The sequence below is a fragment of the Sphingorhabdus lacus genome (genome assembly GCF_009768975.1).
GTDB lineage: Bacteria > Pseudomonadota > Alphaproteobacteria > Sphingomonadales > Sphingomonadaceae > Sphingorhabdus_B > Sphingorhabdus_B lacus.
In genome coordinates this window covers 1,834,167-1,859,196 of the sequence record NZ_CP035733.1, presented here as the reverse complement: position 1 = coordinate 1,859,196, position 25,030 = coordinate 1,834,167, and the positions used below count along the sequence as shown (strand labels likewise).

Sequence of the window (25,030 nt, the reverse complement as noted above, 5' to 3'; positions counted from 1 at the left end):
GTTTCGGGCATATCTGCACGTCATTTGACGTCTCGAGCTCTATCGGAATTCAACGCACTAGTGCGACCGAAGTATATCAGGGGCAGGAGAGCGAAAATCGCGCAGCCCAGTGCTAAGGCTCCGATCTGCTGGTACGTACCACCATTTAGCAGTATCAACCCCGATATAGCCGGTGCTGATGCACTCCCTATGCCTTGGCCGCCGCGCGCTACGGCTGCAAGAGGAGCGCCACCCGATGCAGCGGCGAGTCCCAGAAGATAAGGTAATGTGAAGACATAAGCAGTACCGGAAACACACATGGCAATTGTAAGAATGGTCTGGTCGCCGGCGTGGGTGACCGCATAGGCACCAACTCCGGTGATCAGATAACCTAGCGCGAGCGGGGGTGTCCGCCCGAACCGAGTGCCAAGTCTGTGCGCCAATGCAGGGCCGGCTAGCGCACAGGCGGCCGAAATCGCCATCGCATAGCCCGCTTGAACTTCGGTCACGCCTATTGATTGGGCAATGCCTTCGATGAAGTAGTAATAGCCGTTCGCCAAAATCGCGAGGAGGGCCGCAACCAAGCCAAGCGTAACTGCGTGTGTGCTTATAGAGGAAGTCTTATGGTTCGTCGGCGCATCAACAATTCCGGCCCGAGGCGGGATGTTTTTAAGCATGGGAATTAGAGCAAGAACAACAACGCCTAATGCAACGAATATCCCGCGTGGACCAGCCCAATCGGGCAGGAGAGGAAGCGTGACGAAAAGTATCACTGCCAATGCAACGACAGCAACCCATATCAGCGCAAAGGTCCGGTCCGCATCCTCCGTTTCCGCAGCCACCGCAGCAATAGATGCATATAGAATACCTTCACCAATTCCGCCGATCAAACGCGACATAACCAGGAAATCTGCGCTATGGCTCAATGCCGAGCCTGCATAGCCCAACAACACTAACAAGGCGCCTGCGAAAGCAAGCTTTCGGCGGTCAAGGCGCAACAAATACGGTGCCAATCCTATCGATACCAGCGATGCACAGGCAATCTGTCCGGCAATAATGAAACCGATCCAGCCTTCAGGTATAGCATATGCCTTGACTATCCCGCCAACCACAAAAGGCATCGTATAGCCGCCAATCTCGGCGATCAGGGATCCTGCGAGCATCCCCGAAATTGTGGTGTAGCGCCTAAACAAGCCTTGCCCTCCCAAAATCCAAACACTAGTGTATGGTAACAAGCTTCGGTTCAGAGTCTAGAGAGTTGTTGCAACAGGTTATGAAAACTTACGATGCAATTGTTGTTGGGGGCGGTCACAACGGGCTGACGGCAGCTGCCTATCTTGCAAGTGGTGGGGCCGACGTTCTCGTTCTCGAACGGCGCGCTATTGTCGGAGGTGCTGCGGTGACCGAAGAGGTGATGCCTGAATGCCGCGTATCGTTTTGTTCCTACATCGCCAGCATGCTTACACCTGCTGTAGTCAAGGAGTTGGGCTTAGCCGATCATGGGCTTAAAATGGTTCCATGTGATCCAGCGCTCAACGTGCCAACTTCCAATGAGGGGCTGGTGACGCTTTGGTCCGATCCGCTCCGGACAGCAGCAAGTCTAAGGCCCTACAGTCAAAAAGATGCGGAGAATTTTGTAGTCGTTGAGCATCGGCTCAAGGCGCTAGCCCGTTATCTTCAACCCTTCTTCCTGAAGCCTCCGCCAACGCTCAGCGGAAGTTTGGTGGATCGGGTAGGAGAATTGGCGTCGATAGTCCGACAGTTCTGGGGCATTTCGCGCGATGAAGTTGCGTCGATGACCAAGTTTCTAACCGGTTCCCTTGCCGAGTTTCTCGAACGTCATTTCGAAAGCGAGGAAACGCATCGACTCTTTCTGGCGAACAATGTCTACGGAAAGCATGGTGGTCCGTACGACCCTGGTTCCACCCTCGGTTTACTTTTCCATCTGCTGGGCGGAGGTGATCAAAGCATACAGGGCTTTAGCGGACATGTGATTGGTGGAATGGGTTCGGTCAGCGACGCGCTAGCTAACGCTGCTCAGGGTTTTGGAGCTGAAATCATAACGAATGCCGAGGTGGCGCAGATCCTTATCCGGGACGGGCGCGCCTGCGGTGTCGAGCTGGTCGATGGCCGTACCTTCCAATCAAAGACGGTAGTGTCGAATGCGGATCCGAAGCGAACGTTTCTCGGTCTAGTCAGTTCTGACTGTCTCGATCCGGAATTCCGTTCGGACATTGCCGCCATCAAGATGGCCGGTCCGTCAGCTAAGGTGAACATGGTACTTTGCGAGCCGCCCGCGGTTACCGGTATGTCGCCTGACGCCACGCCGCAGGAGCGCGCGGTGTTCTCCGTCATGGGTGGCATGGCCGCTATGCAACGCTGCTATGACGCTTCGAAATTCGGTGAGGTCGCAGATGAACTCTGGATCGACTGCGTCGTTCCCAGCATGGTGGATCCGACACTGTGTCCAGCAGACCGAACTATGCTGACCTGCTTCGTCCAGTATGTGCCATATAGTTTGCGTGAGGGTGATTGGGATACACGGCGCGAAGCGCTGGGTGATCAGGTTGTGAAACAGATCGGTCAGGTTGCGCCTAATGTGCCGGCCAGCGTTATCGCACGCACGGTCATCACGCCGCTAGATCTGGAACGCACCTACGGGCTAACCGAGGGCAATATTTTCCATGGTGATCTCAATCTCGGCCAGCTGTTCTTCATGCGTCCTCATCCGGATTGGTCGGGCTATCGCACGCCTTTGGCTGGCTTGTATCTTTGTGGTGCTGGGACACACCCTGGTGGGGGTGTAACAGGTGCCCCCGGACGGAATGCAGCGCAAGTCATCCTAAAGGATTTACGCCGATGAGCCGATACTCGGCGTTCGCGCTACTAAGGAATTGGCTCAATGGAAATACGGATTGGGATCCGGTATGGCGCTCGCCTGAACCGGCCAACAATTATGATGTGATTATCATTGGGGCTGGCGGCCATGGCCTCGCAACAGCTTATCATCTAGCTAAATACTACAAGCTTGGAAGAATTGCGGTGCTCGATAAAGGGTGGCTCGGAGGAGGCAATACCGGTCGCAATACTACTATTGTGCGATCGGATTATTTCTACAAGGAAAGCGCTGATTTCTACGACCATTCCCTCCACCTCTATGCCGGCCTTTCGAAAGAACTAAATTTCAACATCATGTATTCTGCCCGGGGGATTCTCAATCTCGCGCACAGTCGCCATGAGGTCGATTTCCAACGCCGAATTGTGAACGCAATGCGCCTGAACGGGATCGATGCAGAACTTTTGGGCCGAGACGAGGTGTTCAAATTCTGCCCTATCCTGAATGCTGATCCCAATGCCAGGTTTCCAATCTATGGGGCCATGCGCCAAAAACGCGGAGGCACCGTCCGTCATGATGCAGTGGCTTGGGGCTACGCAAGGGCCGCCGATGCCTTGGGTGTCGACATCCTGCAAAACACTGAAGTCACCGGGTTCCGCAGAGACCCAAACGGTAGCCTGTTGGGTGTGGAAACGTGCAGGGGTTTCATAGGCGCGCGAAAGGTGGGGATTGCTACGGCAGGTCATTCATCGGTGGTAGCACAGATGGCCGGCTTCAGATTGCCGGTCACAAGTTATGGGCTCCAGGCCTTCGTCTCCGAACCAGTCAAGCCGGTCCTAAATACCGTGATCGGCTCCGCTGTGATCGGGAGCTATTGCAGTCAATCGGACAAGGGTGGAATCGTATGCGGGGGTGGGATCGATCCGTTCCCGTCTTTTGCCCAGCGGGGTAGTGCTGCCATTATGGAAAAGGTGCTCGCCGGCATCATTCAGCTCGTCCCTACTTTCAGCAGTCTGCGCCTTCTACGCCAATGGTCCGGAATTGTGGATTACACCGCCGACAGCTCGCCGATCATCGATCGCAGTCCGGTACAGGGGATATACCTGAACGTAGGGTGGGGCGGTGGAGGGTTCAAGGCGATTCCCGCCGGAGGCGAGGCGTTTGCTCATCTGATAGCAAAAGACGAGCCACACCCGCTCGCCAAAGCGTTCGTGTTGCAACGGTTTAGAGACGGAGCACTCATCGATGAGGCGGCGGCAGCTGGGATTGAACATTGAAATGATGCAAATTGCTTGTCCAAATTGTGGCCTGAGAAACGAACATGAATTTGTTTATGGTGGTGAGGCTCATGTCGAAAGACCTGATTTGACCTGTGAGGATCAAGCGTGGGAGCATTACCTTTTCATGCGCGCAAACACCAAAGGTGAGCATGCAGAGCGCTGGGTCCACGCACACGGGTGCGGGCTTTGGTTCAACATTATTCGACATACAGTTTCACACGAGGTGTTGGAGGTGTATGCGATGGGAGAAGTTCGACCGTGACCGGATATAGACTTCCTCAAAATGGCGACCGAATTGATCGACGAAAACCTATAGGTTTTTTGTTCAACGGCAGGAAGTACCAAGGCTTTTCCGGAGATACATTGGCCTCAGCACTGCTAGCCAATGGAGTTCAACTCGTCGGAAGAAGTTTCAAACTGCATCGTCCCCGAGGGATAATCGGAGCGGGTTGCGAAGAAACGAACGCACTGGTGCAGCTTGTACGAGGCAATTCGTCGATTCCCAATGTGCAAGCAACAATGATCGATCTTGAGGAAGGGCTCGTTGTTGACAGTGTCAACGCTTGGCCCTCTTTAAAATGGGATATCGCTAGTTTGAACAACAGACTTCGAGGTCTGTTCTCGGCTGGTTTCTACTACAAAACGTTCATTTGGCCAAATTGGCATTGGTTCGAGTGGCTGATCAGGCATGCAGCAGGACTGGGCAAGGTGCCGGCGATCCCTGACGCGCGCGATTATGCCGCGCGGTATGTGAATTGCGATTTACTGGTAATCGGTGCCGGTTTCAAAGGGCTTGCTGCAGCGAAAAACGCTTCCAAGAACGGGAAGTCAGTCATTCTCGTAGATTTGCATAGCGGAACGCCCAAGCTGCCGGATGTGTCCGTTTATGAAAAGACCACGGCATTGGGTATTTGGGATCATGGCTTGGTCCTTGCAGCCCAAGATGATCGAATACTGCTGCGCATTCGCGCCGAACGGATTGTTCTGGCAACAGGCAAACAAGAGCGTAGTATTGCTTTTGCAAACAATGACTTGCCGGGAGTGATGCTCGCTGGTGCAATCAAAACCTATCTTCTGGACTATGCGGCATCGCCGGGGAATTCAGGGATTTTTTTCGTCAACAATGATCTGGGTTGGCGAACCGCGATCGAAGTCGCCATAAGTGGCGTAAAAGTGCAAGCCATTGTCGATCCAAGAACATCTGTGTCCCCTGATCTTGTTCGTAAAGCTGCAGCGTGTGGGATTAGTCTGTTTGTTGGGTCGCATGTGCAGACAGCACATGGGCGAGGACGAGTGCAAGGCGTTACGGTTTGCCATCCCGATGGACTGAATAGAATTGCATGCGACTTTGTCGGAGTTTCGGGCGGCTGGAATCCTGTCTCTCAACTCTGGACCATGGCTGGTGGGCAAACGATTTTTGATGAACGCAGCCAAAGTTTCCAGCCTGTCGGGGTACTTCCTCACGTTGAATGGGCTGGTCCTGAGCCCGTTGCGGCCGATCCAATTTGGTATGTCCCGGGAGGAGATGATAAGTCCAAGTTTGTCGACTTCCAAACTGACGTGACCGTTGGTGACATCAAGCTTGCCGTTCACGAAAATTACCGCAGTGTTGAACATCTCAAGCGCTACACGGTGCTAGGGATGGGTGTTGATCAGGGCAAGCTGGGCTCCGTTTCAGGTGCTATGATTCTTGCCGATACTATTGGCGCCGAACAGGGCTCGCTCAATGCGAGCAAGGTTCGTCCTCCTTTCGTACCGACGGCCTTCGGCTTGCTTGGTGCAGATATGCGCGGCGAAATGTATCGTCCTCGCCGATTTCTACCCGCGCACGAATGGCATAAGCGCCAAGGAGCACTTTTTGAAGACTTCGGCTGGGAACGTCCCGCCGCCTATCTTAGAGAGAACGAGGATTTACATTCTGCCGCTCAACGCGAAGCAATGTCAGTGCGTAAAAACGTCGGATTGTTGGACGGTTCTCCATTAGGTAAAATTCTCGTGGCTGGTCCAGATGCAGGCGCCTTTTTGGATCGCGTTTATGTTGGAACGCCTTCAACACTGAAACCGGGACGCATTCGCTACGGTTTGGTTCTCAACGAAAACGGTACGATCGTCGACGATGGTGTTTATGCCCGACTTGGAAATGGGAATTTTTTGCTCAGCCCATCCAGTGCGTTCGCCCAGAAAATGATGCAATTGCTGGAGGACTTGCTCCAGTGCGAATGGCCTATGGATGTAGTCGTTCAGGACGTGACCGAGCAATTTGCAGTCTGGACTGTCGCGGGACCGAAAGCGCGAGATGTTCTAGAAGAGTTGCAACCCGATTTTGATCTTTCACGTGAAGGATTTCCTCACTTGTCCATTCGCGAGGGCATGCTGTGTGACACTGCGGTACGCATTCAACGTGTAAGTTTTTCCGGCGAGCTGAGCTATGAGATCCAGCTACCCGCGGGGCAGGCGGATCGGATGGGGGAGGTTTTACTACAAGCTGGAAAGCGCTTTGATATTGCACCATATGGCATAGAAGCGCTGGAGATATTGCGCATAGAGAAGGGTTATATTCATGTAGGTACAGATACCGACAGCGAGACGCAGCCGGCGGACATCGGTTTCGGCGGCGCTATTGCGAAGAAAACAAGCGACTTTCTAGGGCGGCGCGCTCTGATGCGCCGATCGTCAACTTCTCCCAATCGAAAGCAGCTGGTTGGTCTGACTTCACTTTGCGGCACGACCTTACCAGTCGGTGGTCATGTGCGGGCGACGAATGGTCGTAGCGAAGGCTTCGTTACTAGTAGTGCTTACAGTTCCACACTCGGTCGTGGAATTGCTTTGGCGCTGATTGAGCAAGGGCAGCGACGCCTAGGGGAAGTAATCGAGGTTGTTTCGTTGGGGGCTAAGTGGAGAGCAGAAATCAGTGAAACTGTCTCTTATGATCGCGAGGGGACGTGCATTGACATCTGATCGTCGTATCATTCAGTTAACAGTTGATACAGATCGGCACGCCGATTTGAAGCAAGCTATCGAGGCGATCTTAGATCATCCGCTTCCTGAATTTATGCAGCTCTATAGTAACGACAACGGTTACCTAGCAATCCGCAAAAGTCTTTGCGATTGGCTGCTTATTGGATCCACAGCTGACGTTTCGGCACGTTATGAGGCGCTGAATAAGCTACTTTTCGGTGCCGCTGCCATCGCCTCTGACGTATCGGACAGTTTTGAGGCATTCGAGAATGTCGATCCCGATTCTCTGGTGTCCTGGACCGGTGTGGAGTTGCAAAATGGCCAAGCCAAGCTCCTTATGATCCGCCAGACCAGTGTTGTAGCATTTTGTATCGGCGGGCGGTCCACTGTTCTGGTTCCACGCTCATATCAGACCATTCTGGAATTTTGACTGGCGGACCAGTGGTTGCAAGACATGGGCCGCCGCGTGCGGCGCTGACCCTATCCCACAATTATGGTATACCAAATCGGTGTTATCGGCTTGACAATTGTGGGTGTACGCCATAATCCACTATATAGGTATACCATAAGGGAGGAAATCATGATTTGCGTCCAAGGAAAGATTGGCAAGTTCGGTAGCTTGATGGCGGCCACGATGTTGGCGTTGCCACTCGCTTCGCCAGTTTTCGCTCAATCGGACGACAAAGAAGATGATGCGCCAGCTCTTGGCGAGATTGTTGTTACCGCCACCAAACGACCTGAGCGGTTGCAGGATGTCCCCATATCCGTGCAAGCTGTCACAGGGGATCTTCTGCGAAGCGGTGCAGTCCAGAATTTTGAAGACGTTCAGGTACCCGGATTACGCGTTTCCCGCGGGGGGATGGCAGATACGATCACCGTACGTGGTATTGGATCCGGTCAAAACCTCGGTTTTGAACAATCAGCGCCAATGTATATCGACGGTGTATACTACGGTCGAGCACGGACGCAGCGACTCGGATTTCTTGACATCGACCGGATCGAATTCCTGAAGGGACCACAGCCGACATTTCTAGGAAAAAACGCAATCGCTGGAGCAATCAACGTTACAACTCGTCGGCCCGACGAAGAGTTTGGCGGTGAGGTGGAGTTCAGTTATGAACCGGTAACGAACGAAAAAGCACTGTTTGGTGCAGTCGATATTCCGCTTGGCGACGATTGGGCAACGCGTTTCGCAGTGCGGTATCGTAAATCTGAGGGTTATCTAACTAACACGGTCACCGGTCGTAAAGAACCAGAAATCGAGGACCTTTTGGGACGCATGATTGTCACTGGACAATTGGCAGAAAGGCTCAAGCTGACGGCGATCAGCTATTTCGGGAATAATGATGATCGGGGTCGCAACAATCAGTCGATCATTTGTCAGCCCAATTTCCGCCGCGATATATCGGATGCTGTTCGCGAACCTTGCCTGTTTGATCGCTTCAAAGCGTCGAGCGGTCTGATACCCTCTGCTGCGGAATCAGCACGACCCGATCTGTATACCGATGATAATGGGGGGTCATTTTATAACAGGATGCGTTCAGTAGGGGGCACCCTGCTACTCGACTATGAGTTTGATAGCGGTGTGACCCTAAGTTCAGTTACAGGCTACTACAAATACAAGAATTATCAGTTTATAGATACTGATCAGGGTATCGCCAACTATTCGACCGCGACCTTCACCGAACGTTATAATCAGTTCAGTCAGGAAATTCGCTTAATCTCGCCTAAAGATGGCCCATTTAACTGGTTTCTTGGGGCTTACGTCGACAAGAACAACAACGACGTTGTCAGCACGTCCGACAATGATGCGCGCAACCTATTGCCGCTGGTTGTCCCACCGCCGCCCGGTTCCACCAACCGCACGCCTGCGTTTGTCAACGCGCGGATTATCGGCAGCGTTCAGGACAGTATAGAAGATGCGTCGTCATGGGCGCTGTTTGGCGAGGCAAGTTACGCGCTTGGGCCTGTGACATTGCGTGGCGGGCTGCGTTATGAAGAGGTCAAAAAAGATCTCGAATTTGCCGGATGCGAGTCTACACCATACTCAGGTTGTACCCCGCTGCCTGTTCTTCAGGCAGACCGGAAAGACAAAAAGCTTCAACCAGCTATAACGCTAGAATTTCGCCCAGCAGAAGACGTAATGCTGTATACGAGCTTCAAAAAGGGTTTTAAATCAGGTGGTTTCTCGGGCACCGATGGTGGACCGTTCAATCCGGAAATTGCGAATGCCTATGAAATCGGATTGAAGAGCCGCTTCTTCGACAAGCGTGTGCTACTCAACCTCACCGCGTTCCGTAGCGACTATAAGGACTTACAGGTTTCATCATTCGATCCTGCAACCGCGCTATTCCAAACCACGAATGCGGCATCCGCACGTACGCAAGGACTGGAAGCAGAGCTCCAGTTTGCTGTGACCCGCGACTTCAGACTTTCGACCAATGTTACGTATCTTGACGCGACATATGAGGACTTTACCACCGCTCAATGCTTTGCAGGTCAAACCGCGGCGCTCGGATGTAATACGGCAAACAATACCCAAAACTTGTCCGGAGTGACCACGCCTTATGCGCCAAAATGGTCCGGAACCATTGCTGCAGACTGGTCGCAAGATATTGGAAGCGGCCTTACACTTCGCGCCGGGAGCGATCTTTACTTTACGGGGCGTTTTGCGACCTTGACGGACATAAACCCTAACTCCTTCCAGGAAAAATTCGCAAAGCTAAATGCGAGGCTCGGACTGGCTAGCGACAGTGGCTGGGATTTGTCGCTGGCAGTCCGCAATTTGACCGACAAGCGCACAGCAGCGTTCAAAAACACTATACCGGGCGGCTTCAATTCTATCGCCGCATTCACCGAACCGCCTCGGACATTCACCATCCAGGCGCGCTATAAATTCTGACCTAATGAATTGCAGAGCCGGGCTAGCATTATCAGCCCGGCTCTGTCATTTCATGGCCATACAAGTGTGGAATGAACACCGAACGATTGCCTTCTCTAAAAAGAACTATTGCAGCAATTTGCATGCTGCTTTCGGGCATGGCGGCGCTTGTCTACCAGATAGTGTGGACGCACCAGATGTCGGTTGCAATCGGCACCGCTCAAAGCGCTGTAGCAATTATGCTAGCGAGCTTTTTGGGCGGTCTTGCTCTTGGAGGCTGGATTGCTGCCCGCTGGCTCAATTCCAGTCTTGATGCTGGCAAACGCTATGTCCTTCTTGAGCTATTCATAGCGCTTTGGGCGATTGCCCTGCCATTTGTATTTCCAGCGCTCCAAACGCTAGCGATAAGTCTGCTAGCGAGCGGATCTTTGTTGCCACCTGACGCCGGCTTGCCCCAGTTTGGTGTTTACCTGATTATAGTTATGGTGGCATTCGCACCTCCAACGATCGCAATGGGTGCGACTTTGCCAATTCTAGTTCGTGCCGTTCGCGGTGAAACAGAAGATGTTGCAGGCTTATATGCATTAAACACATTTGGGGCCGCTGCAGGGGCGGTGTTGGCTGGTTTCCTGCTCGTTCCATATATTGGTCTAACTGCCGCGAGCCAATTGGGAGCAGTGGCTAATTTGGCTGCCGCCGCTTTGGCTTGGCGCCATCTGCGTGCCAATAGTCAAAATGCTGAGTGTGGCGAAGGATCAGGTCCTCGGCCAGTTCCCAGGTTGCTGATTGCGGCAGGTCTTGCGGGTATCGCTACCTTTGCGCTCGAGGTTTTTTGGACGAGACTTCTGGCAATACCGTTTGGAGGAACTACCCAAGGTTTTGCGTTTATGCTTGGTCTGTGGCTGGCTGGCCTAGCACTTGGTGGCATCTTCGCAGCTCGGAAAACCGGTAGCGCGGCAATTGCGCTCACAGCAGGTGCAGTCCTTTCGGTGCTCGGCTATATAGCGATATTGGTAACCGGGGCAGCGGCCAAAACAGCGGTGTTGGCTCTATTCCCGGGCGCTGTAGCGTTTGGTATGGCCTACCCGCGTTTCGTTGACGCGGCCGGAGGCGATCCTGCAAGAAGTGCTGCCTTGATCTATGCCTCAAACACTGCAGGAGCAGTGGTTGGTTCCATGTTAGCCGGACACTATCTACTGGAGTCGTTTGGCTTCGGTGGCACTTTACTGGTTGCTGCGTTGCTTCTCTTTCTTGCAGCAGCTGCGGCTTCACCGAACATGAAAGCCGCTTCGGGATTTGCCGGATGCGCTCTAGCTTCTATCGGTGCGCTGCTTCTCGGCATTCCCGAACCTTATTCACTCTTGAAAAATGGTGTAGTCGATAGCGACACAAGCGGCGAACTTCTCTCCCTGAGCGTCGGTCGCGTCGCGACCGTTGAAGTTCGGGATCGTGATGATGGAATCGTCGTTCGCAGCGATGGCCTGCCAGAAGCGCTCGTGCCACGAGCGGGTATGCCGCCTTCTTTGAATGATCAGCATTGGCTGACTGTGTTGCCTGCCTTAGCACGCACAGAGGCCCGGTCGATGATGGTAATCGGCTTGGGTGGTGGCGTCAGTCTCGAGACTGTCCCTTCGTGGGTTCGCCGAATTGATGTAGTCGAAATCGAGCAACGTATAATTGAAGCTAACCGCAACATCGCGTCTCAGCGCGAAGTGAACCCACTCGCCGACTCCAGAATTACACTTGTCCATAATGATGCGCGTAACTCCATGTTGCGAACGAGAAAAAGTTACGACATCATTGTGTCGCAGCCGTCGCATCCCTGGACGGCAGGCTCGGCTAGTCTTTACACGCAGCAGTTTGTCGCGCTTGCAAAATCCCGTTTGGCAGATCGCGGAGTGTTCGTGCAATGGATGAACGCGTCCTTTGTAGATCCACATTTAATGCGATCATTTCTGGCAACGGTTGCATCAGAATTTAAGGTTGTACGGGTCTATGAACCGGTTCCGTTCAATCTTATTATCATCGCATCCGATGCTCCTATTTCACCCGAAAGCGGATTTGTTAGGGTAGGGTCGACCAGCTCTAAATTGTTCAAACGAGCCGGAATTCTGAGTGCTCAGGACTTCGCATGGTCGCTTTTGCTAGACGAGCATTCCGTGCGACAATTGATTAAAGGAGTCGAATTGATCGGCGACGACAGGAACTCGATGGCGTTCGAAACCGGGCCTGGACGTGGAATAATGACCCGCACAGCTTTGGATGCTATTACGAAAAGACCCGCTGAAGTAAGGGCCGACAGTGCCTATTCTAGTTTGCGCCTCGCGCAAGCGGGCTTGCTTCCATTTTCGCGAACTACCGAAAACAGCTTGTTGGCTGCTGCTCGACAAAAAGGTACTGCGGGTGACTATGCAGCGCTTGCTGCAATGGACGAAAATCTCGCATCTCTGATACCAACCGAACCCGGATATGCATCTGCAAATCATCTGCGCGCGGCTTGGCGGCTGGAAAGAATTGGCTCTTTGAGGCCCGACTTGCGAGGGGACATGTCCCGCGAAGCATTGGATATTGTCGATGCTGCCCTTAGCGTCGAAACTACCACTGATCTTCTCATTCAGCGAGCGACTTTGGCTCAACTGATTGGTGATGATGCGATGCTCGCAGAAACGGCACTCGTCTTTGCTCATGTTGTGCGCCAAGGCTCGTCTAGTGAAATTGAAACGCGCAGATCGCAAGCGCTGATCGCTGCACTCCAAAGGCTGCCTTCCACGGTAATCCAAAGGCGGGCATTATCCGCCCTAGCAGGCACTTACTGATACCGAGCTAGAAACGCCAAACTGCCCATGGCCATCTTGTGTCGATACCAAAGGTCACGTAACTTTCGCCTACTTCGCGTTTTTAGTCGAATATGATCGTTCGAGCGCCATTTAGGATGACACGCTTTTCGATATGCCAGCGAACCGCTCGTGAAAGTACGCTAGCTTCGACCTCTTGACCAATTTGGACGAGTTGTTCAGCCGTTCGAGAATGGCTGACCCTTCGTGTATCCTGTTCGATAATCGGGCCTTCATCCAAATCGGTAGTAACATAGTGCGCCGTCGCCCCTATCAATTTTACTCCGCGTGCATGAGCTTGATGATAAGGTTTTGCACCCTTGAAACTTGGGAGAAAGCTGTGATGAATGTTTATGCATCGCTCAGATAAAGCTGCACAAAGACCAGGTGATAGGACCTGCATGTACCTCGCCAAAACGACCAAATCGATATCGTAGTCGTTCGCTAGTTTCAGCAGAACTTCCTCCTGTTCTAATTTGTTTTGCGGTGTGATCGGCAAGTGATGATAAGGAATGCCATTCCATTCGGTAAACGAACGCATGTCGTCATGGTTGGAGACAACTGCAGGGATGTCGACAGCCAACTGCCCCGCGCGCCAACGATGCAGCAGATCGTGCAAGCAGTGACCAAACTTTGAGACCATTATCAAAATTTTGGGTCGCTTGGCGGTATGTGTAAATGCAGCGGTCATACCAAATTGCGACGAAATCGACTTAAAGGACGATTCAATTTGGGCCAAATTCAGGGACGTGTCGCATATTGGAGCGAACACAATACGCATAAAGAAATCGTCCGCATCCTGATGCTGGTGCGATTCGATAATGGTGAAGTTTCGCTCCGCCAGAAAACTTGTGACAGACGCCACCAATCCAGGTCTATCAGCGCAGCGAATAGTGAGAATAATATTGTTCTTCATTTTGTGTTCCCGGCACAAGGTTTTAGGCGGCGTTTCGTTGCCTAGGCAAACCATACACAACTGTATGGTAATAGCAATCGTTGAACTTCGATGAAACGCAGCCTATTGGCGAACACCACCCTCGTTGGACGAATCGCATTTGGGTTCTAAGCCAAACTGAAGGGGATAGCTGGCTGGGGGAGGCGCACATTTGCAGTGCTACGACTATTGGGGGTCTCAAATCCAAGTTTCGCCGTTTCGGTGGGCTGCGGGCGCTTCATGGCATCGTCTCAGCTGATGTTTTGCGGGGCGCAGATTGATGGGGCGTGAAGCTGTTAAGAAAAATAATATGCCGAGCAACGGCAGGCCACAACGGCCATCCTCAGGAAAGACATATCGTAAATCTTCGCGATTGAGTCGCGAAGACTGGATAAGCGCGGCCCGAACCATGTTGGTAGAAAGCGGAATCGATGGAGTGAAGGTCGATTTGCTTGCAAAGCGTATCAACGTGACACGCGGGAGTTTTTATTGGCATTTTGAGGATCGTGACTCTCTTTTGGATGCGCTCCTTCATTTGTGGGAAGCATCCAACACCGAACCAATGCTGGCAGCGATCAAAGCAGCCGGAGCTAGGGGAGAAAGAAGTGATTTTGACAAGACTGTCGGTCGCTTGTGGATCGATGAAACCGACTTTGATCCCGCCTTCGACTCCGCCATTCGTGACTGGGCACGAACAGATTCTTTGGTCGCAGAAGCGGTTCATCGAATTGATGATATAAGAGTTGCTGCCTTCGCTGAGATGTTCAAGTCATATGGTTTTGATGAGGACGAAGCGGAAGTTCGCGGACGGATAACCTATTATCACCAAGTAGGCTATTACACGCTCGGTATTCGTGAAAGCAGTGCTGAAAGAGAGAGGTTGGGAACCATTTACGACAAGGTTTTACTCTATTGATTTATTACATCGTGCCCCAGCCTCTCGCCGAGATATTTGCGAATATCGAGGCTATCATCTTCCATTGGAGCGTACCAGCCGTGTTCAATTCGTCCGACACTCATTCCTTGCTGAACACGCTCGCAAACGGCCCAATCCTGCCGGTTTGTTATATCCCAAAAGTCTATCGCGTCTGACCCATCGAATTCGGGACTCGCGATTTCGTCAGGGGCAAAAAGAAAGCGACATTCGACGATCGTCTTGTCCGCAGAAATGGGCCAAAGTATGAATGCGGCACCATGTTCGGCGCTCATGGACAGCATCATGTTTGGATAAACAAGTTCGCCCTTGTGCCGCACAAGTTCATATTCGTCGAGACCTGCGAAAGGTTTTCGCGTGGTTGTTCCACTAAATGTATAAGTCCATGCTCCTTCGCGATGCGGGACACCATTTTCCCAGTCAAGTTCGAGTCCGCCCTTCTTACGGAAAACCGGCACAATTTCGCAAAGTTCGGGGTGAACACCGCTGCAATGGTAGCATTCGTTATAATTTTCGGCGATGACTTTCCAGTTAGCAGCTACCTCATATTTGATAGAATGAGCTGTCTGCAGCGTCTCCAGCGGATAATTGCCAAGCCGTTTTGGAGCTAGGCCAATGTCGGACACTCCGAGCGTTCGCGGTAGTTCGTCCCCTTCATCCGGCCGCAGTTTCAGAAATATAAAGCCGCCCCACGTTGCTATGCCAACAGCTATCAAACTAAAATCAGACGCGTTGAAATCGTCGGATTTTGTAAGATGCGGTGCATTGATCAATGTACCATCCAACCCATAAGTCCATTGGTGATAGGGACAGCGAATGAAGCCGCGATCAATCCCGCCGTTAAGTGTAACGCCCCATTTGGAGTCCTCACCACACATTTTTGCGCCGCGGTGCCGACAGATATTCTGATGCGCGCGCAAGCTGCCATCCGACAGCCGAGATACAATGATGCTTTCACCTAGAACGGGAATAACGATTGCGGTGCCAGGAGTAGCTACGTCCTCTTCGCGAGCTGCGCAGAACCATTCTTGATGGAAAAGACCCTGGCGCTCGCGTTCAAAAAATTCCGAATCTGTATAGCACCGAAACGGTAAGGACGCCTTCATTGCGGACGATACAAACTGGCTCATCATTACCTCTCACGAATCCAAGCTGAACACTCTTCATATTCCATATTGCCACTGGGTCAACAATTCAATACAGTTCTGTATGGTTTTGATTCGAGAGCGGTGCGCCGTCTGGATTAATGAGGAGGGGTTCGATGAAGCTGAAACTGTCAATTTTGCTGCAAACGGCAAGCATAATGGCATTGATAAATCCGCAACTGGTGCAAGCGCAGGAATCCAGCGACAATGACGCCAATCAAGCAGGTGAAATCGTCGTTACGGCCACTCGGCGTGAGGAGACTGTGTTTGAAATCCCATATAATATCAGCGCTGTATCGGGAGAGTCGCTTGAAAAAGCCAATGTCACTGATCTTGCTGGATTGCGGAACAGCACACCCGGGCTAATTGCGGTTGATTATGGGCCGCGTGCCAACGGCTCGAACAACAATTTCATCATCCGCGGGGTGTCCACTGATGCCATCGGGGGAGGCGGAACCTCGTTTCCCAAGTTGGGAAGTTCGGCAACATCAACCTATATTGACGACATCCCCGTCTTCGCGAACCTGAAGTTAAGTGACATTGCGCGCGTCGAAGTGCTGCGCGGACCGCAGGGCACATTATTCGGTGCAGGATCGGTAGGCGGAACCATCCGTTTGATCCGAAATCGCCCTGACGTCGGCAGCTTTGATTATGAAGTTAATGCGGCTGCGTCGACAACGCGGCATGCCGGCAAAGCAGGATATGATGCCGATGCCATGCTTAACATTCCGGTTGGATCCACGCTGGCCTTGCGCTTGAACGGAGGGTACGAATATCAGGCTGGGGTTATAAATGCCACCAATGCTTATGTTTATGATAAAGACATAAGGTTCAATCCGGATGCACAAGTCGTGCTGGCCAATCCGGCCGATCCGCTCAACAGTCCTGCTGTGACCCGTGCAATTGATGATATCGACTGGGCAAAAATCTGGTTTGGCCGCGCGGCGCTTCGCTGGCAACCATCCGACTCCGTGGATATCGAGGCTAGCTATTTGCATCAGAATACCAAGGCGAACGCCTTTCCTTTCCGCACGGGCGATTCCGGTTATGAAAACCGCCAGCTAATCCCGGTGAGCCCTATCGATACAGATACCGATCTTGCATCACTTACTGGCACAGTCGATTTCGGTTTTGCGACACTGACTTCCGCGACATCCTATTCCCGCAGCCGTTCCGACGACCTGTTCGATAATTCCCAGATCGCCAACGCGTTTATCCAGTATTATGGAAATTACCCACGCGCTTCGACCACAAACTATGACACAGTCAAGGATCGTTCATTTGTGCAGGAGTTGCGCCTGGTTTCGAAAGATAGTGACACCTTCGAATATGTGATTGGCGGATATTACCAGAACCGTAAACAGAGCACATTCGCTTTCTCTACCGTGCCAGGACTTGCTGCCTATTCGACATTGCCAGGAAGTGGTGTTTTCCTTGATACCTATGCCAATGACGTGGTCCTTTACTTCGGAGGGGTTCGGCCTGGCTCGCTGAATCCACCCGACACTTCTTTCACTTTTGATCGTCGAGTACGTTTTGAGGAACTGGCGGGTTTCGGTGAATTTTCTTGGCATGCGACACCAGCCCTTTCATTTACGGGCGGGATTCGTGTATTTAATCAGAAATTCCGGCAGAGCACAGTTCAGACTTTTCCCACATTGGGGTTTTTTGGCGGTGATGGTGCGTCCAGCGATCCCAACTATCTGGCAAACGGTACGTCACAAGGTTCAGGTTCGCGATCGGACACCAAGATTATTGTTAAAGGAAATGCGTCTTACGAATTTGGCGAGCAGTTGGCATATTTTACCTTTAGCCAGGGCTTCCGCTCGGGCGGCGCCAACGCCTATCCCATCGGGCCTCGGTCTTGTCCTGCATGTGATCCAGGTACCTTCCTTAACTATGGTCCAGATAGCGCTAATAACTATGAACTCGGTATCAAAGGGCAGCTGTTAGATCGTGCTGTTAGCTATTCGCTCGCTGCTTTTCGCATTGACTGGAGCGATATCCAGATCGAAATTGGATCGCGGGCCGGTACTCCCACTGTGGTCAACGGTAGCCGTGCCAGATCGCAAGGAATAGAATTCGAGGCTCAGTTGCGCCCGAGCTCGATGGTCACTGCATCGATTTCCTACGCCTATACCGATGCCAAGACAACCGAAGCCATTGGTCCAATTGCCTTTGGTGGGCGCAATTTTACGGCTCCTGTTGGCACCCGACTGCCAGGATCTGCCCGGCATCAAGTCGGGGCGGCCATTGATGTTGCAATTCCGTTGGGCAGTGATCGAGTTCGGACGATAGATATTCACGCTGATGTGAACCTTCGCGGCGATGTGTTGTCAAGCCTCGACCCCAATTCGCCGGGATTTGCCAAACTCGATGGTTTTGCTATGACGAACATGTCGATCGCTTATGACTGGAATTCCGCGATACGCATGCAAATATTTGCAACGAACCTTTTTGACGTTGATGGAATCTCTGCCAAAACCGCGGGAAATAATCTCACGCCGCCAAACATCCGGGCATTGTATCGAGGCGATTATATCGCACGACCTCGTACGGTGGGAATTCGCTTGACGTTACGAAAGTGAGCGCGGAGCGGGCCGTACTGGAGCAGGCGCGCAGCGCCCTAGCCCACGAACGGCCCGATCTGGCCATCGCCTACCTCACGCAATCGTTCGAGATCCTGGCAGCAGACGCGCGGGTAGCAGCGACTGCAGGTGATTTGGCATCGGCTGCTGGCGGTTATAATCTGGCGAATAGCTTTTATGATCAGGCGCTGAGCCATGAACCCGGTTTAATCGGCGTGCGTTTCAATCGCGCGGCGACGGCTCGCTTTCTTGGTGAGCTGGAAGCTGCCGAAAAGGACTATGATGCTGTCATAGCGGTGGACCCTGCAGATAGCGAAGCGTGGTTGAATCGAAGTCATCTCAGACGCCAAACAAGCGTTCGCAATCACGTTGCGCAGATCGAGACAGCACTCGCCGGTGAACACTCGGCTTGGCAGCATCGGATGCGGCTGCTTTATGCGCTTGCGAAAGAGCGGGAAGACCTTGGTCATGTTGCCCAGGCCTTTGCTGCCTTGGACGCAGCCACCAAGTTGCGGCGATGCCATCTGGATTATGACATTGACGATGATCTCGCGGCGCTAGCGGCCATTCGCAGCACCTTTACTAGTTGCGCCTTGGCGTCGATGGGCGAGGGCTTTTCCGGTGCTGCGCCGATCTTTGTACTTGGCCTGCCACGCTCGGGGACGACCCTGATAGAGCGCATTCTTGAAGCTCATCCCCAAGTCGTATCTGGTGGAGAGATGTCGGCCTTCGCGCGCGCGCTGGAGCATTGCGCAAAAGCGAGTGGATTCCGGGGGGGCGGCAAACATGCCTTGATCCCGTTCAGCAAGACGTTGGATCCAGTCATGTTGGGCGAGTTCTATCACGAGCTCGCATCGGCAGGCCGGAACCCGTCACTGCATATTATCGACAAACTGCCGCTCAATTATCTTTACATCGGGCTCATCGCCAAAGCTTTGCCACGTGCGCGCATCGTACATGTCTACAAGCCGCCACTTGCGGTGGGCTGGGGCATGTTCAAGACGCTGTTCGTACAAGGCTATCCTTTTTCCTATGATCAGGTTGAGCTTGGGCGCTACATCGCTGCATTCCATATGCTGATGGACCACTGGAGCCGCGAACTGCCCGGCAGGATTCACCATGTTTTCTATGATGATTTGGTGCGCAATCCGACAACCAGCATCCGCGAACTCGTCGCTGCCTGTGGCCTCGACTGGCATGATGATTGCCTGTCACCGCACAAGGGGGCAACTGCGAACACCTCGCACAGCGCGGCCCAGATCAGGGAGCCCATTCATACGAGAGGGTTGAGCGGATGGCACGATTTTGCTCCCTATCTGGAGCCGATGCGCAAGGCAATGCTGGCAGAAGGCCTCACAACAGAATGATGTCCCGTTTAACGGACGAAGGCAGACGTTAGCTCGCTGTCTTTTGTCAGCTCATGCGGCTTTGATAGCGCAGAAATCGGCTTGATAACAACGTTTGAGAAGTGAGCGATCGAACCTGGTCCGACCCACAGACCAACTCGCCCCGAACGCTCGCCAAGTTTGAGGTTGTTGACGATCAGGTTCGGTTGCTTTGCGTCGTTGACGAATAGGCTGGCGCGCGCACCCACGACCACGATCTTCATGCGAGTCCATCGACCCGGCTCGAGATCCACATAGGACTCAAACTGCCCCGGAGCTTCAATCCGCAACCTGTGCCAAGGGTAGTCTGGATGGGAGATGTACTGGATGGCGCGATTCCGGCGCACCTGATCGTCTGCGCGGCCGTTGGTCGGCCTCAGGTATATGGCTTCGAAACTGTTCCGATCTTCGGCGATGTGGAAAGCAATACCAACAAACCCTCTGGCGGTGGTTTCCGCGGCTACGGGGATTCCCGCCACATCCGCTTCAATTACAAAATCTCTGATCGGTGGATAGGGAAGCACCGCGAAGGTCGCGTCGATATCAGCTGCTTCCGCTTCAGGAGAAACGATGAGTCTAAGGGCTCTGCGGTCCCGATACTCCGTATTCTCAGCGCCGACGTTTTGCAACGTTAGGCGCCTGACGTCTAAAACTGCCTTGGTTCCGCCCGACGCAGCGCCAGCAACTGAGACAGCAACCGTCCCGGCGATCAGGCAGGAGATTGGTCGAAAACTTCTGTGCACTCAACAAACTCCTTCGGATGCGGTGAATACTTGCGGGCGTGGCTTGGTCGTTGCACCGAGACTTTGAGATTTGACGCCAGTGGGAGGCTCTGGATCTGCTCCCCCGGAGATATTGACGATACCCGAATTCATCGCGCTTGGCATTACAGTACAGAACTGTATGGTAGGGTCAAGGCTGCATGATTCGGCCATTCACAGAGCGGAGGACGGACAATGGCGAGAGAAATTGCTGTCTCGGCAAGTGACGGCGATCAGAAGCTACAGAAGCGCGAGATCGAACCGTGCGGGCTGGTTACGGGCAGTTCTCGTAAAATGAGTCTTACAATTCTGGGTTTCGCGGCAGCGTTTGCGGTCCTTACCACGTCCTATGCCAGTGCCAAAGATGCCCCGCAAGCTAGCTTCTTGCGCCAAAAGATTGTGATGAAGGATGGAGTGCAACTGGAAATCTGCGTTGCCAAACCTTCCAAGGCGCATCCGAAGGAGAGATTCCCAGTTCTTCTCACGGTCGATGGATATGCTAGTCCTTGTGGAAGCCACGGACGCCCTTGGTATGCCGACTACGTCAAGGCAGGCTATGTCGTAGCCTATCTCAATCTTCGTGGAACGGGTGTCAGTGAAGGGAAGCTGGCAGACCGGGAATACTCCCAAACCGAGCTTGATGATGCGGCTGAGGCCGTGAACTGGCTGTCGAGCCAGCCTTGGTCAACCGGCCGCATAGGCATGTTTGGGACCTCGTGGAGCGGGTTCACCGCCATGCTGGTGGGTGCCAGGAAACCGGCTGCGCTCAAAGCCATCGTCACATTCATGGCGACCGAAGACACTTACTCCGAAGATGTTCGCTATCCTTCTGGCATCCTTCATTTGGACGACTATACAGTCGCCGCCGACAGCATGCTGTTTGTGACACCGCCGGATCAGGATCCGTTCGATGAGGAAATCCTGCGAAACCGATTCGACCAGCAGCCGATGAGCCTTACATTTCTGCGACAACAGAGGGACGGTGAGTTCTGGCACCGCGGCTTGCGCCGTGATCTTAATCCCTCTGCAGGTGATGTGCCGACAATGATGGTCGGAGCGTGGCATGATCCCTATCGAAACGCGGCCATTCGCGCTTTGGAAAACTCGCGCGGGCCTGTGCGGGCGGTGATCGGCCCCTGGAATCACAGCTCGGATTATCCCGGGCCGACCGCCGATCTTGGACGAGTAACACTCGATTGGTGGGATTACTTCCTGAAAGGCAAGCAGAACGGCGTGCTTGAAAAGCCGCAAGTGAGTGTCTTCATGCGGCGTCCCTACCGCCCGATCATTTCGCGCTCGCAAATCCCTGGCGAGTGGCGTTCGATTGCGCGCTGGAACAATCCGCCCATCCGGCCACAGATCTTCTCTTTGACCGAGAGCCACGCCCTAGCGCCCATTGCGGGGCCGGCTTCGGAACACGGATTGCGCATGATTGCCAGTACGGGAGTCGGCGCAGGATTGGGCTGGATCGATGTGTCTCCGGATCAGCGCGAGGGCGACGCGACAGCGCTCGTTTATGAAAGCTCGCCGCTGACGAGTGAATTGCAGATTCTTGGCTCTCCGGTCGCGTCGCTGCTGTCCTCAGTCGATGTTGATCATGCGAACTGGTTCGTGAAGCTATCCGACGTAGCCCCTGACGGGACAACAACGCTGGTCACGGGCGGGGCGTTGAACGGCGCACAACGCCAATCATCTGTCGAACCGGAGCCACTCGTGCCCGGAACCCGGTATCCCTTGGAAGTGAAACTTCACGCCACCTCATGGATCTTCCAGCCTGGTCACCGCATGCGCATTTCGGTCTCCAATGCCCTGTTCCCGTCCTATTGGCCGTCTGCGAAGCCGCTGGTGATGACGCTCGGCGTGGGGGAGGGCGGCTCGACGCTCGCGCTGCCGGTCATTCCGCCGCAAGCGCCCGAAGCCGCCGAAAAGGCGGCGGCCGACATGGGTAGCCGCAATCTAACAGTGGCTGAAGCGGAAGCAGCAGGCAGCGGCCATGCTGAAACGACCTGGAACGGCCCGGTCAGAAGTCAAATCCTGCGCGACGATCTGAAGCGGACGACGACCGTCACACGCGGTTATCAGTGGGCCAGCCCTGACGGGGAGGACGTATCAGTCGAATTTTCCGTTGCCGATGATGATCCGGCGAAAGCCAGCTTTGTTGGCCGATCGTTCATGAAAAGCAAATGGCAGGGGCATGACGTCGAATGGCGCGGCACGACGGAGCTCAAGAGCGATGCCGAGGCCTTCCATTATCGGCATGTCCGTCAACTATTGAGGGACGGCAAGGTAGTTCGTGAACGCGAATGGAATGAGCGCGTCCCGCGCGATTTTCAATAGTGTGTCAAGTCAGCTTTGTCGCGACGGAGCGTTAATCGAAGCTAGGCATTCGGAGGAGGGGATGGACATGTCGGGATTGAGAAGAAGCAGGAGGGAATTTATCGCGACGGTCGGAGCGTTCTCCGCGATTGGCGGTTGGTACCGACCAGCCTGGGCCGACACAGACGTGTGGGTGCCGCCTGCCGAGCGTAAGATCAGAGTTATAGAAAATACTTGGATAGAAATGCCCGACGGCGTGAAACTGGCCGCACGCATCATCTTGCCCGAAGATGCGGAAACAAAACCTGTAGGGGCCATTCTCGACTATCATGGCTACACCAAGCGAAGAGGGCCGCGGCGCGGCGACGACCGGACGGCCGCATGGTTGGTTCCTCGAGGCTTCGCGCTGGTTAGGGTCGATGTTCGCGGTACGGGTGAATCTGGCGGGATTATTGTCAACGAATATGACCTTCCGGAACAAACCGACGCTGGTCCCGTCATACGGTGGATATCGCAGCAGCCTTGGTGCAATGGCAATGTAGGGATGCGGGGAATATCGTATAGCGCGATTACTGCATATCAGGCCGCAGCAAAAGCTATTCCTGAACTCAAAGCTATTATTGCGGCTATGGGGACGGAAAACGGCTACACCGATGACGTGCACACGCTTGGCGGCTGCATCCTCAACGAAAAGGTCATTTGGGGTACTCTCTGGAAGAGGGTTATGACCAATCCGCCCGATCCCGCCATAGTCGGGGATCGTTGGCAGGAAATGTGGCTCGAAAGGCTGGAGGCTCAAATTCCACTCGTTTCCGAATGGATGCGCCACCAATTGGTGGACGAATATTGGCGCAACCGCATTCTCACCGACTATTCAAAGGTACAATGTGCCGTTTACGCGGTCGGCGGGCTCGAAGATTCATATATCAACACCGTGCCCCGCGTGCTCGAGCGACTCTCAAGTCCGCGCAAGGGAATAATCGGCCCTTGGGGGCACCAATGGCCGCAGGGCGGTGATCCTGGGCCAAAGATCGACTGGGCTGTCGAGGAGACGAGATGGTGGGATCACTGGCTCAACGGTCATGATAACGGAATCATGAACGAACCAATGTTGCGCTCGTACGTAGCCGAGGCGACCACGGCGCAAAGCTATCCCGGCAATATTCCCGGCCGCTGGGTCGCCGACGAGACATGGCCGCCGGCAAGATCGCAAGCAGCCAATTATGTTCTGAGTGCCGACGGCTCGCTGAGCCGCCGCCAAATGCGTCGGGATAAACGCGATGTCCCAGGCGATGTCACAATCGGGACCGGCATTCCGCTGCTTTCGCCGATGGACATGGCATCGCAAGCGCCGAGCGAACAATCGGTTGACGACGATCGCTCGTTAATTTTCGAAACAGCTCCTCTTGCGCAGGACATCGATATCGTCGGACAACCAATGCTCCAGCTGAGGTTTGTCTCAGACAAGGCCGTGGCTAAGATTTCGGCGAGGCTGAACGAAGTCACGCCGGATGGTCGCTCCTGGCTTTTAACCTATGGAGTCCGTAACCTTGCACACAATGCCGACCACACGGCGTTTCTGCCTATCGCACCGGGAGTGGAACATGCACAAGTGTTGGTGCTCAATCACACTTCGCGACGTGTGAAGAAGGGATCGAGAATTCGTCTCTCCGTCTCGCAGAACCAATGGCCAATAGTTTGGCCGACTCCCGAGGCAGTGAACCTGCAAGTGGTTACGGGCATATCGAAACTCGATCTGCCGATCCGTCCCGCGAGAAGTAGCGAAGCGAAAATGCCGATCCCCACTTTGCCGCAGGCTGCGGGTCGGCCGGTCCAAGGGGAGTCCGTGGTTGAACGTCCAACACGCATCAATGGATCGCCGGGCAATCGCCAGGCTGTATTCACGGCTTCGCAGCCGTTGGAGCTTGAACTGCTGGAACCGATTGGAATGCGTATCGGAGATTCGCTCTCGATCGATGCAACTGTCAACGACGGCGATGTCAACTCCTATCGTATCGCCTTCTCTTCCGAAGGAGGCTCCGAGCGTGAGGGCTGGAAAGCTGTAGCCCGCGTCGAAACCACGATGACGAGCACACCTCGCGAATTCATTGTCGAGGAAGGGATCGAAGCGACGCTGAACGGCGAGAAGCTGTTTGCGCGTCGCTGGTTTAACCGGGTGCCGCGCAACGGTAATTGATC

16 protein-coding genes are annotated in these 25,030 nt (G+C 53.7%); 12 read left to right on the top strand and 4 right to left on the bottom strand.

Annotated features, from left to right (window positions below):
• Positions 1 to 20: 20 nt before the first annotated feature.
• Positions 21 to 1,172 (bottom strand): MFS transporter, encoded by a 1,152-nt coding sequence (locus EUU25_RS08735; protein WP_158900160.1) that lies wholly within the window; start codon positions 1,170 to 1,172, stop codon positions 21 to 23.
• Between the two features lie 80 nt (positions 1,173 to 1,252).
• Between EUU25_RS08735 and EUU25_RS08730 the strand changes: the two genes are divergently transcribed.
• The 7 genes from EUU25_RS08730 to EUU25_RS08700 all read left to right on the top strand — a co-directional run bounded on the left by EUU25_RS08730 (position 1,253) and on the right by EUU25_RS08700 (position 12,750).
• On the top strand, positions 1,253 to 2,842 hold the full coding sequence (locus tag EUU25_RS08730) for a phytoene desaturase family protein (protein ID WP_158900158.1): 1,590 nt from the start codon (positions 1,253 to 1,255) through the stop codon (positions 2,840 to 2,842).
• Complete coding sequence (locus EUU25_RS08725; RefSeq protein WP_158900156.1) at positions 2,839 to 4,092, top strand: sarcosine oxidase subunit beta family protein; 1,254 nt, start codon at positions 2,839 to 2,841, stop codon at positions 4,090 to 4,092. Before EUU25_RS08730 ends, EUU25_RS08725 begins: the two co-directional genes overlap by 4 nt.
• The gene (locus EUU25_RS08720) at positions 4,061 to 4,357 is read left to right on the top strand and encodes a sarcosine oxidase subunit delta (RefSeq protein WP_343032360.1); all 297 of its coding nucleotides are present in this window, start codon (positions 4,061 to 4,063) and stop codon (positions 4,355 to 4,357) included. The genes EUU25_RS08725 and EUU25_RS08720 overlap by 32 nt, the downstream gene beginning before the upstream one ends.
• Positions 4,354 to 7,053 (top strand): 2Fe-2S iron-sulfur cluster-binding protein, encoded by a 2,700-nt coding sequence (locus tag EUU25_RS08715; RefSeq protein ID WP_158900154.1) that lies wholly within the window; start codon positions 4,354 to 4,356, stop codon positions 7,051 to 7,053. Before EUU25_RS08720 ends, EUU25_RS08715 begins: the two co-directional genes overlap by 4 nt.
• Positions 7,043 to 7,483, top strand: a complete 441-nt coding sequence (locus EUU25_RS08710) for a hypothetical protein (protein ID WP_158900152.1) — start codon at positions 7,043 to 7,045, stop codon at positions 7,481 to 7,483. The genes EUU25_RS08715 and EUU25_RS08710 overlap by 11 nt, the downstream gene beginning before the upstream one ends.
• 150 nt (positions 7,484 to 7,633) lie before the next feature.
• A complete protein-coding gene (locus tag EUU25_RS08705; protein WP_158900150.1) occupies positions 7,634 to 9,955 on the top strand; it encodes a TonB-dependent receptor in 2,322 nt (773 codons plus the stop codon).
• A gap of 71 nt (positions 9,956 to 10,026) precedes the next feature.
• Positions 10,027 to 12,750: a fused MFS/spermidine synthase gene (locus tag EUU25_RS08700; protein ID WP_158900148.1), complete on the top strand. Its 2,724-nt coding sequence runs from the start codon at positions 10,027 to 10,029 to the stop codon at positions 12,748 to 12,750.
• Positions 12,751 to 12,832: 82 nt separating this feature from the next.
• Here the strand turns inward: EUU25_RS08700 and purU are convergent, their stop codons facing one another.
• A complete protein-coding gene (gene purU, locus EUU25_RS08695; RefSeq protein ID WP_158900146.1) occupies positions 12,833 to 13,684 on the bottom strand; it encodes a formyltetrahydrofolate deformylase in 852 nt (283 codons plus the stop codon).
• A 298-nt stretch (positions 13,685 to 13,982) separates the two neighbouring features.
• On the opposite strand from purU, the gene EUU25_RS08690 reads away from it, so the two are divergent.
• On the top strand, positions 13,983 to 14,618 hold the full coding sequence (locus EUU25_RS08690) for a TetR/AcrR family transcriptional regulator (RefSeq protein WP_158900144.1): 636 nt from the start codon (positions 13,983 to 13,985) through the stop codon (positions 14,616 to 14,618).
• Here EUU25_RS08690 and EUU25_RS08685 read toward each other — a convergent pair.
• Positions 14,612 to 15,742 (bottom strand): aromatic ring-hydroxylating oxygenase subunit alpha, encoded by a 1,131-nt coding sequence (locus EUU25_RS08685; protein WP_158903251.1) that lies wholly within the window; start codon positions 15,740 to 15,742, stop codon positions 14,612 to 14,614. The two genes, EUU25_RS08690 and EUU25_RS08685, sit on opposite strands and share 7 nt — an antisense overlap.
• 221 nt (positions 15,743 to 15,963) lie before the next feature.
• Between EUU25_RS08685 and EUU25_RS08680 the strand changes: the two genes are divergently transcribed.
• Both EUU25_RS08680 and EUU25_RS08675 read left to right on the top strand, forming a co-directional pair.
• The gene (locus EUU25_RS08680) at positions 15,964 to 18,369 is read left to right on the top strand and encodes a TonB-dependent receptor (protein ID WP_222848775.1); all 2,406 of its coding nucleotides are present in this window, start codon (positions 15,964 to 15,966) and stop codon (positions 18,367 to 18,369) included.
• Positions 18,366 to 19,736: a sulfotransferase family protein gene (locus EUU25_RS08675; protein ID WP_158900140.1), complete on the top strand. Its 1,371-nt coding sequence runs from the start codon at positions 18,366 to 18,368 to the stop codon at positions 19,734 to 19,736. Before EUU25_RS08680 ends, EUU25_RS08675 begins: the two co-directional genes overlap by 4 nt.
• A gap of 8 nt (positions 19,737 to 19,744) precedes the next feature.
• Here EUU25_RS08675 and EUU25_RS08670 read toward each other — a convergent pair whose 3' ends face one another.
• The gene (locus tag EUU25_RS08670) at positions 19,745 to 20,497 is read right to left on the bottom strand and encodes a LamG domain-containing protein (RefSeq protein ID WP_158900138.1); all 753 of its coding nucleotides are present in this window, start codon (positions 20,495 to 20,497) and stop codon (positions 19,745 to 19,747) included.
• A gap of 213 nt (positions 20,498 to 20,710) precedes the next feature.
• Between EUU25_RS08670 and EUU25_RS08665 the strand changes: the two genes are divergently transcribed.
• Both EUU25_RS08665 and EUU25_RS08660 read left to right on the top strand, forming a co-directional pair.
• Positions 20,711 to 22,852 carry a CocE/NonD family hydrolase gene (locus EUU25_RS08665; protein ID WP_158900136.1) on the top strand — a complete coding sequence of 714 codons (2,142 nt, stop codon included), beginning with the start codon at positions 20,711 to 20,713 and terminating at the stop codon, positions 22,850 to 22,852.
• Positions 22,853 to 22,919: 67 nt separating this feature from the next.
• Positions 22,920 to 25,028 carry a CocE/NonD family hydrolase gene (locus EUU25_RS08660; protein WP_158900134.1) on the top strand — a complete coding sequence of 703 codons (2,109 nt, stop codon included), beginning with the start codon at positions 22,920 to 22,922 and terminating at the stop codon, positions 25,026 to 25,028.
• Positions 25,029 to 25,030: the final 2 nt, after the last annotated feature.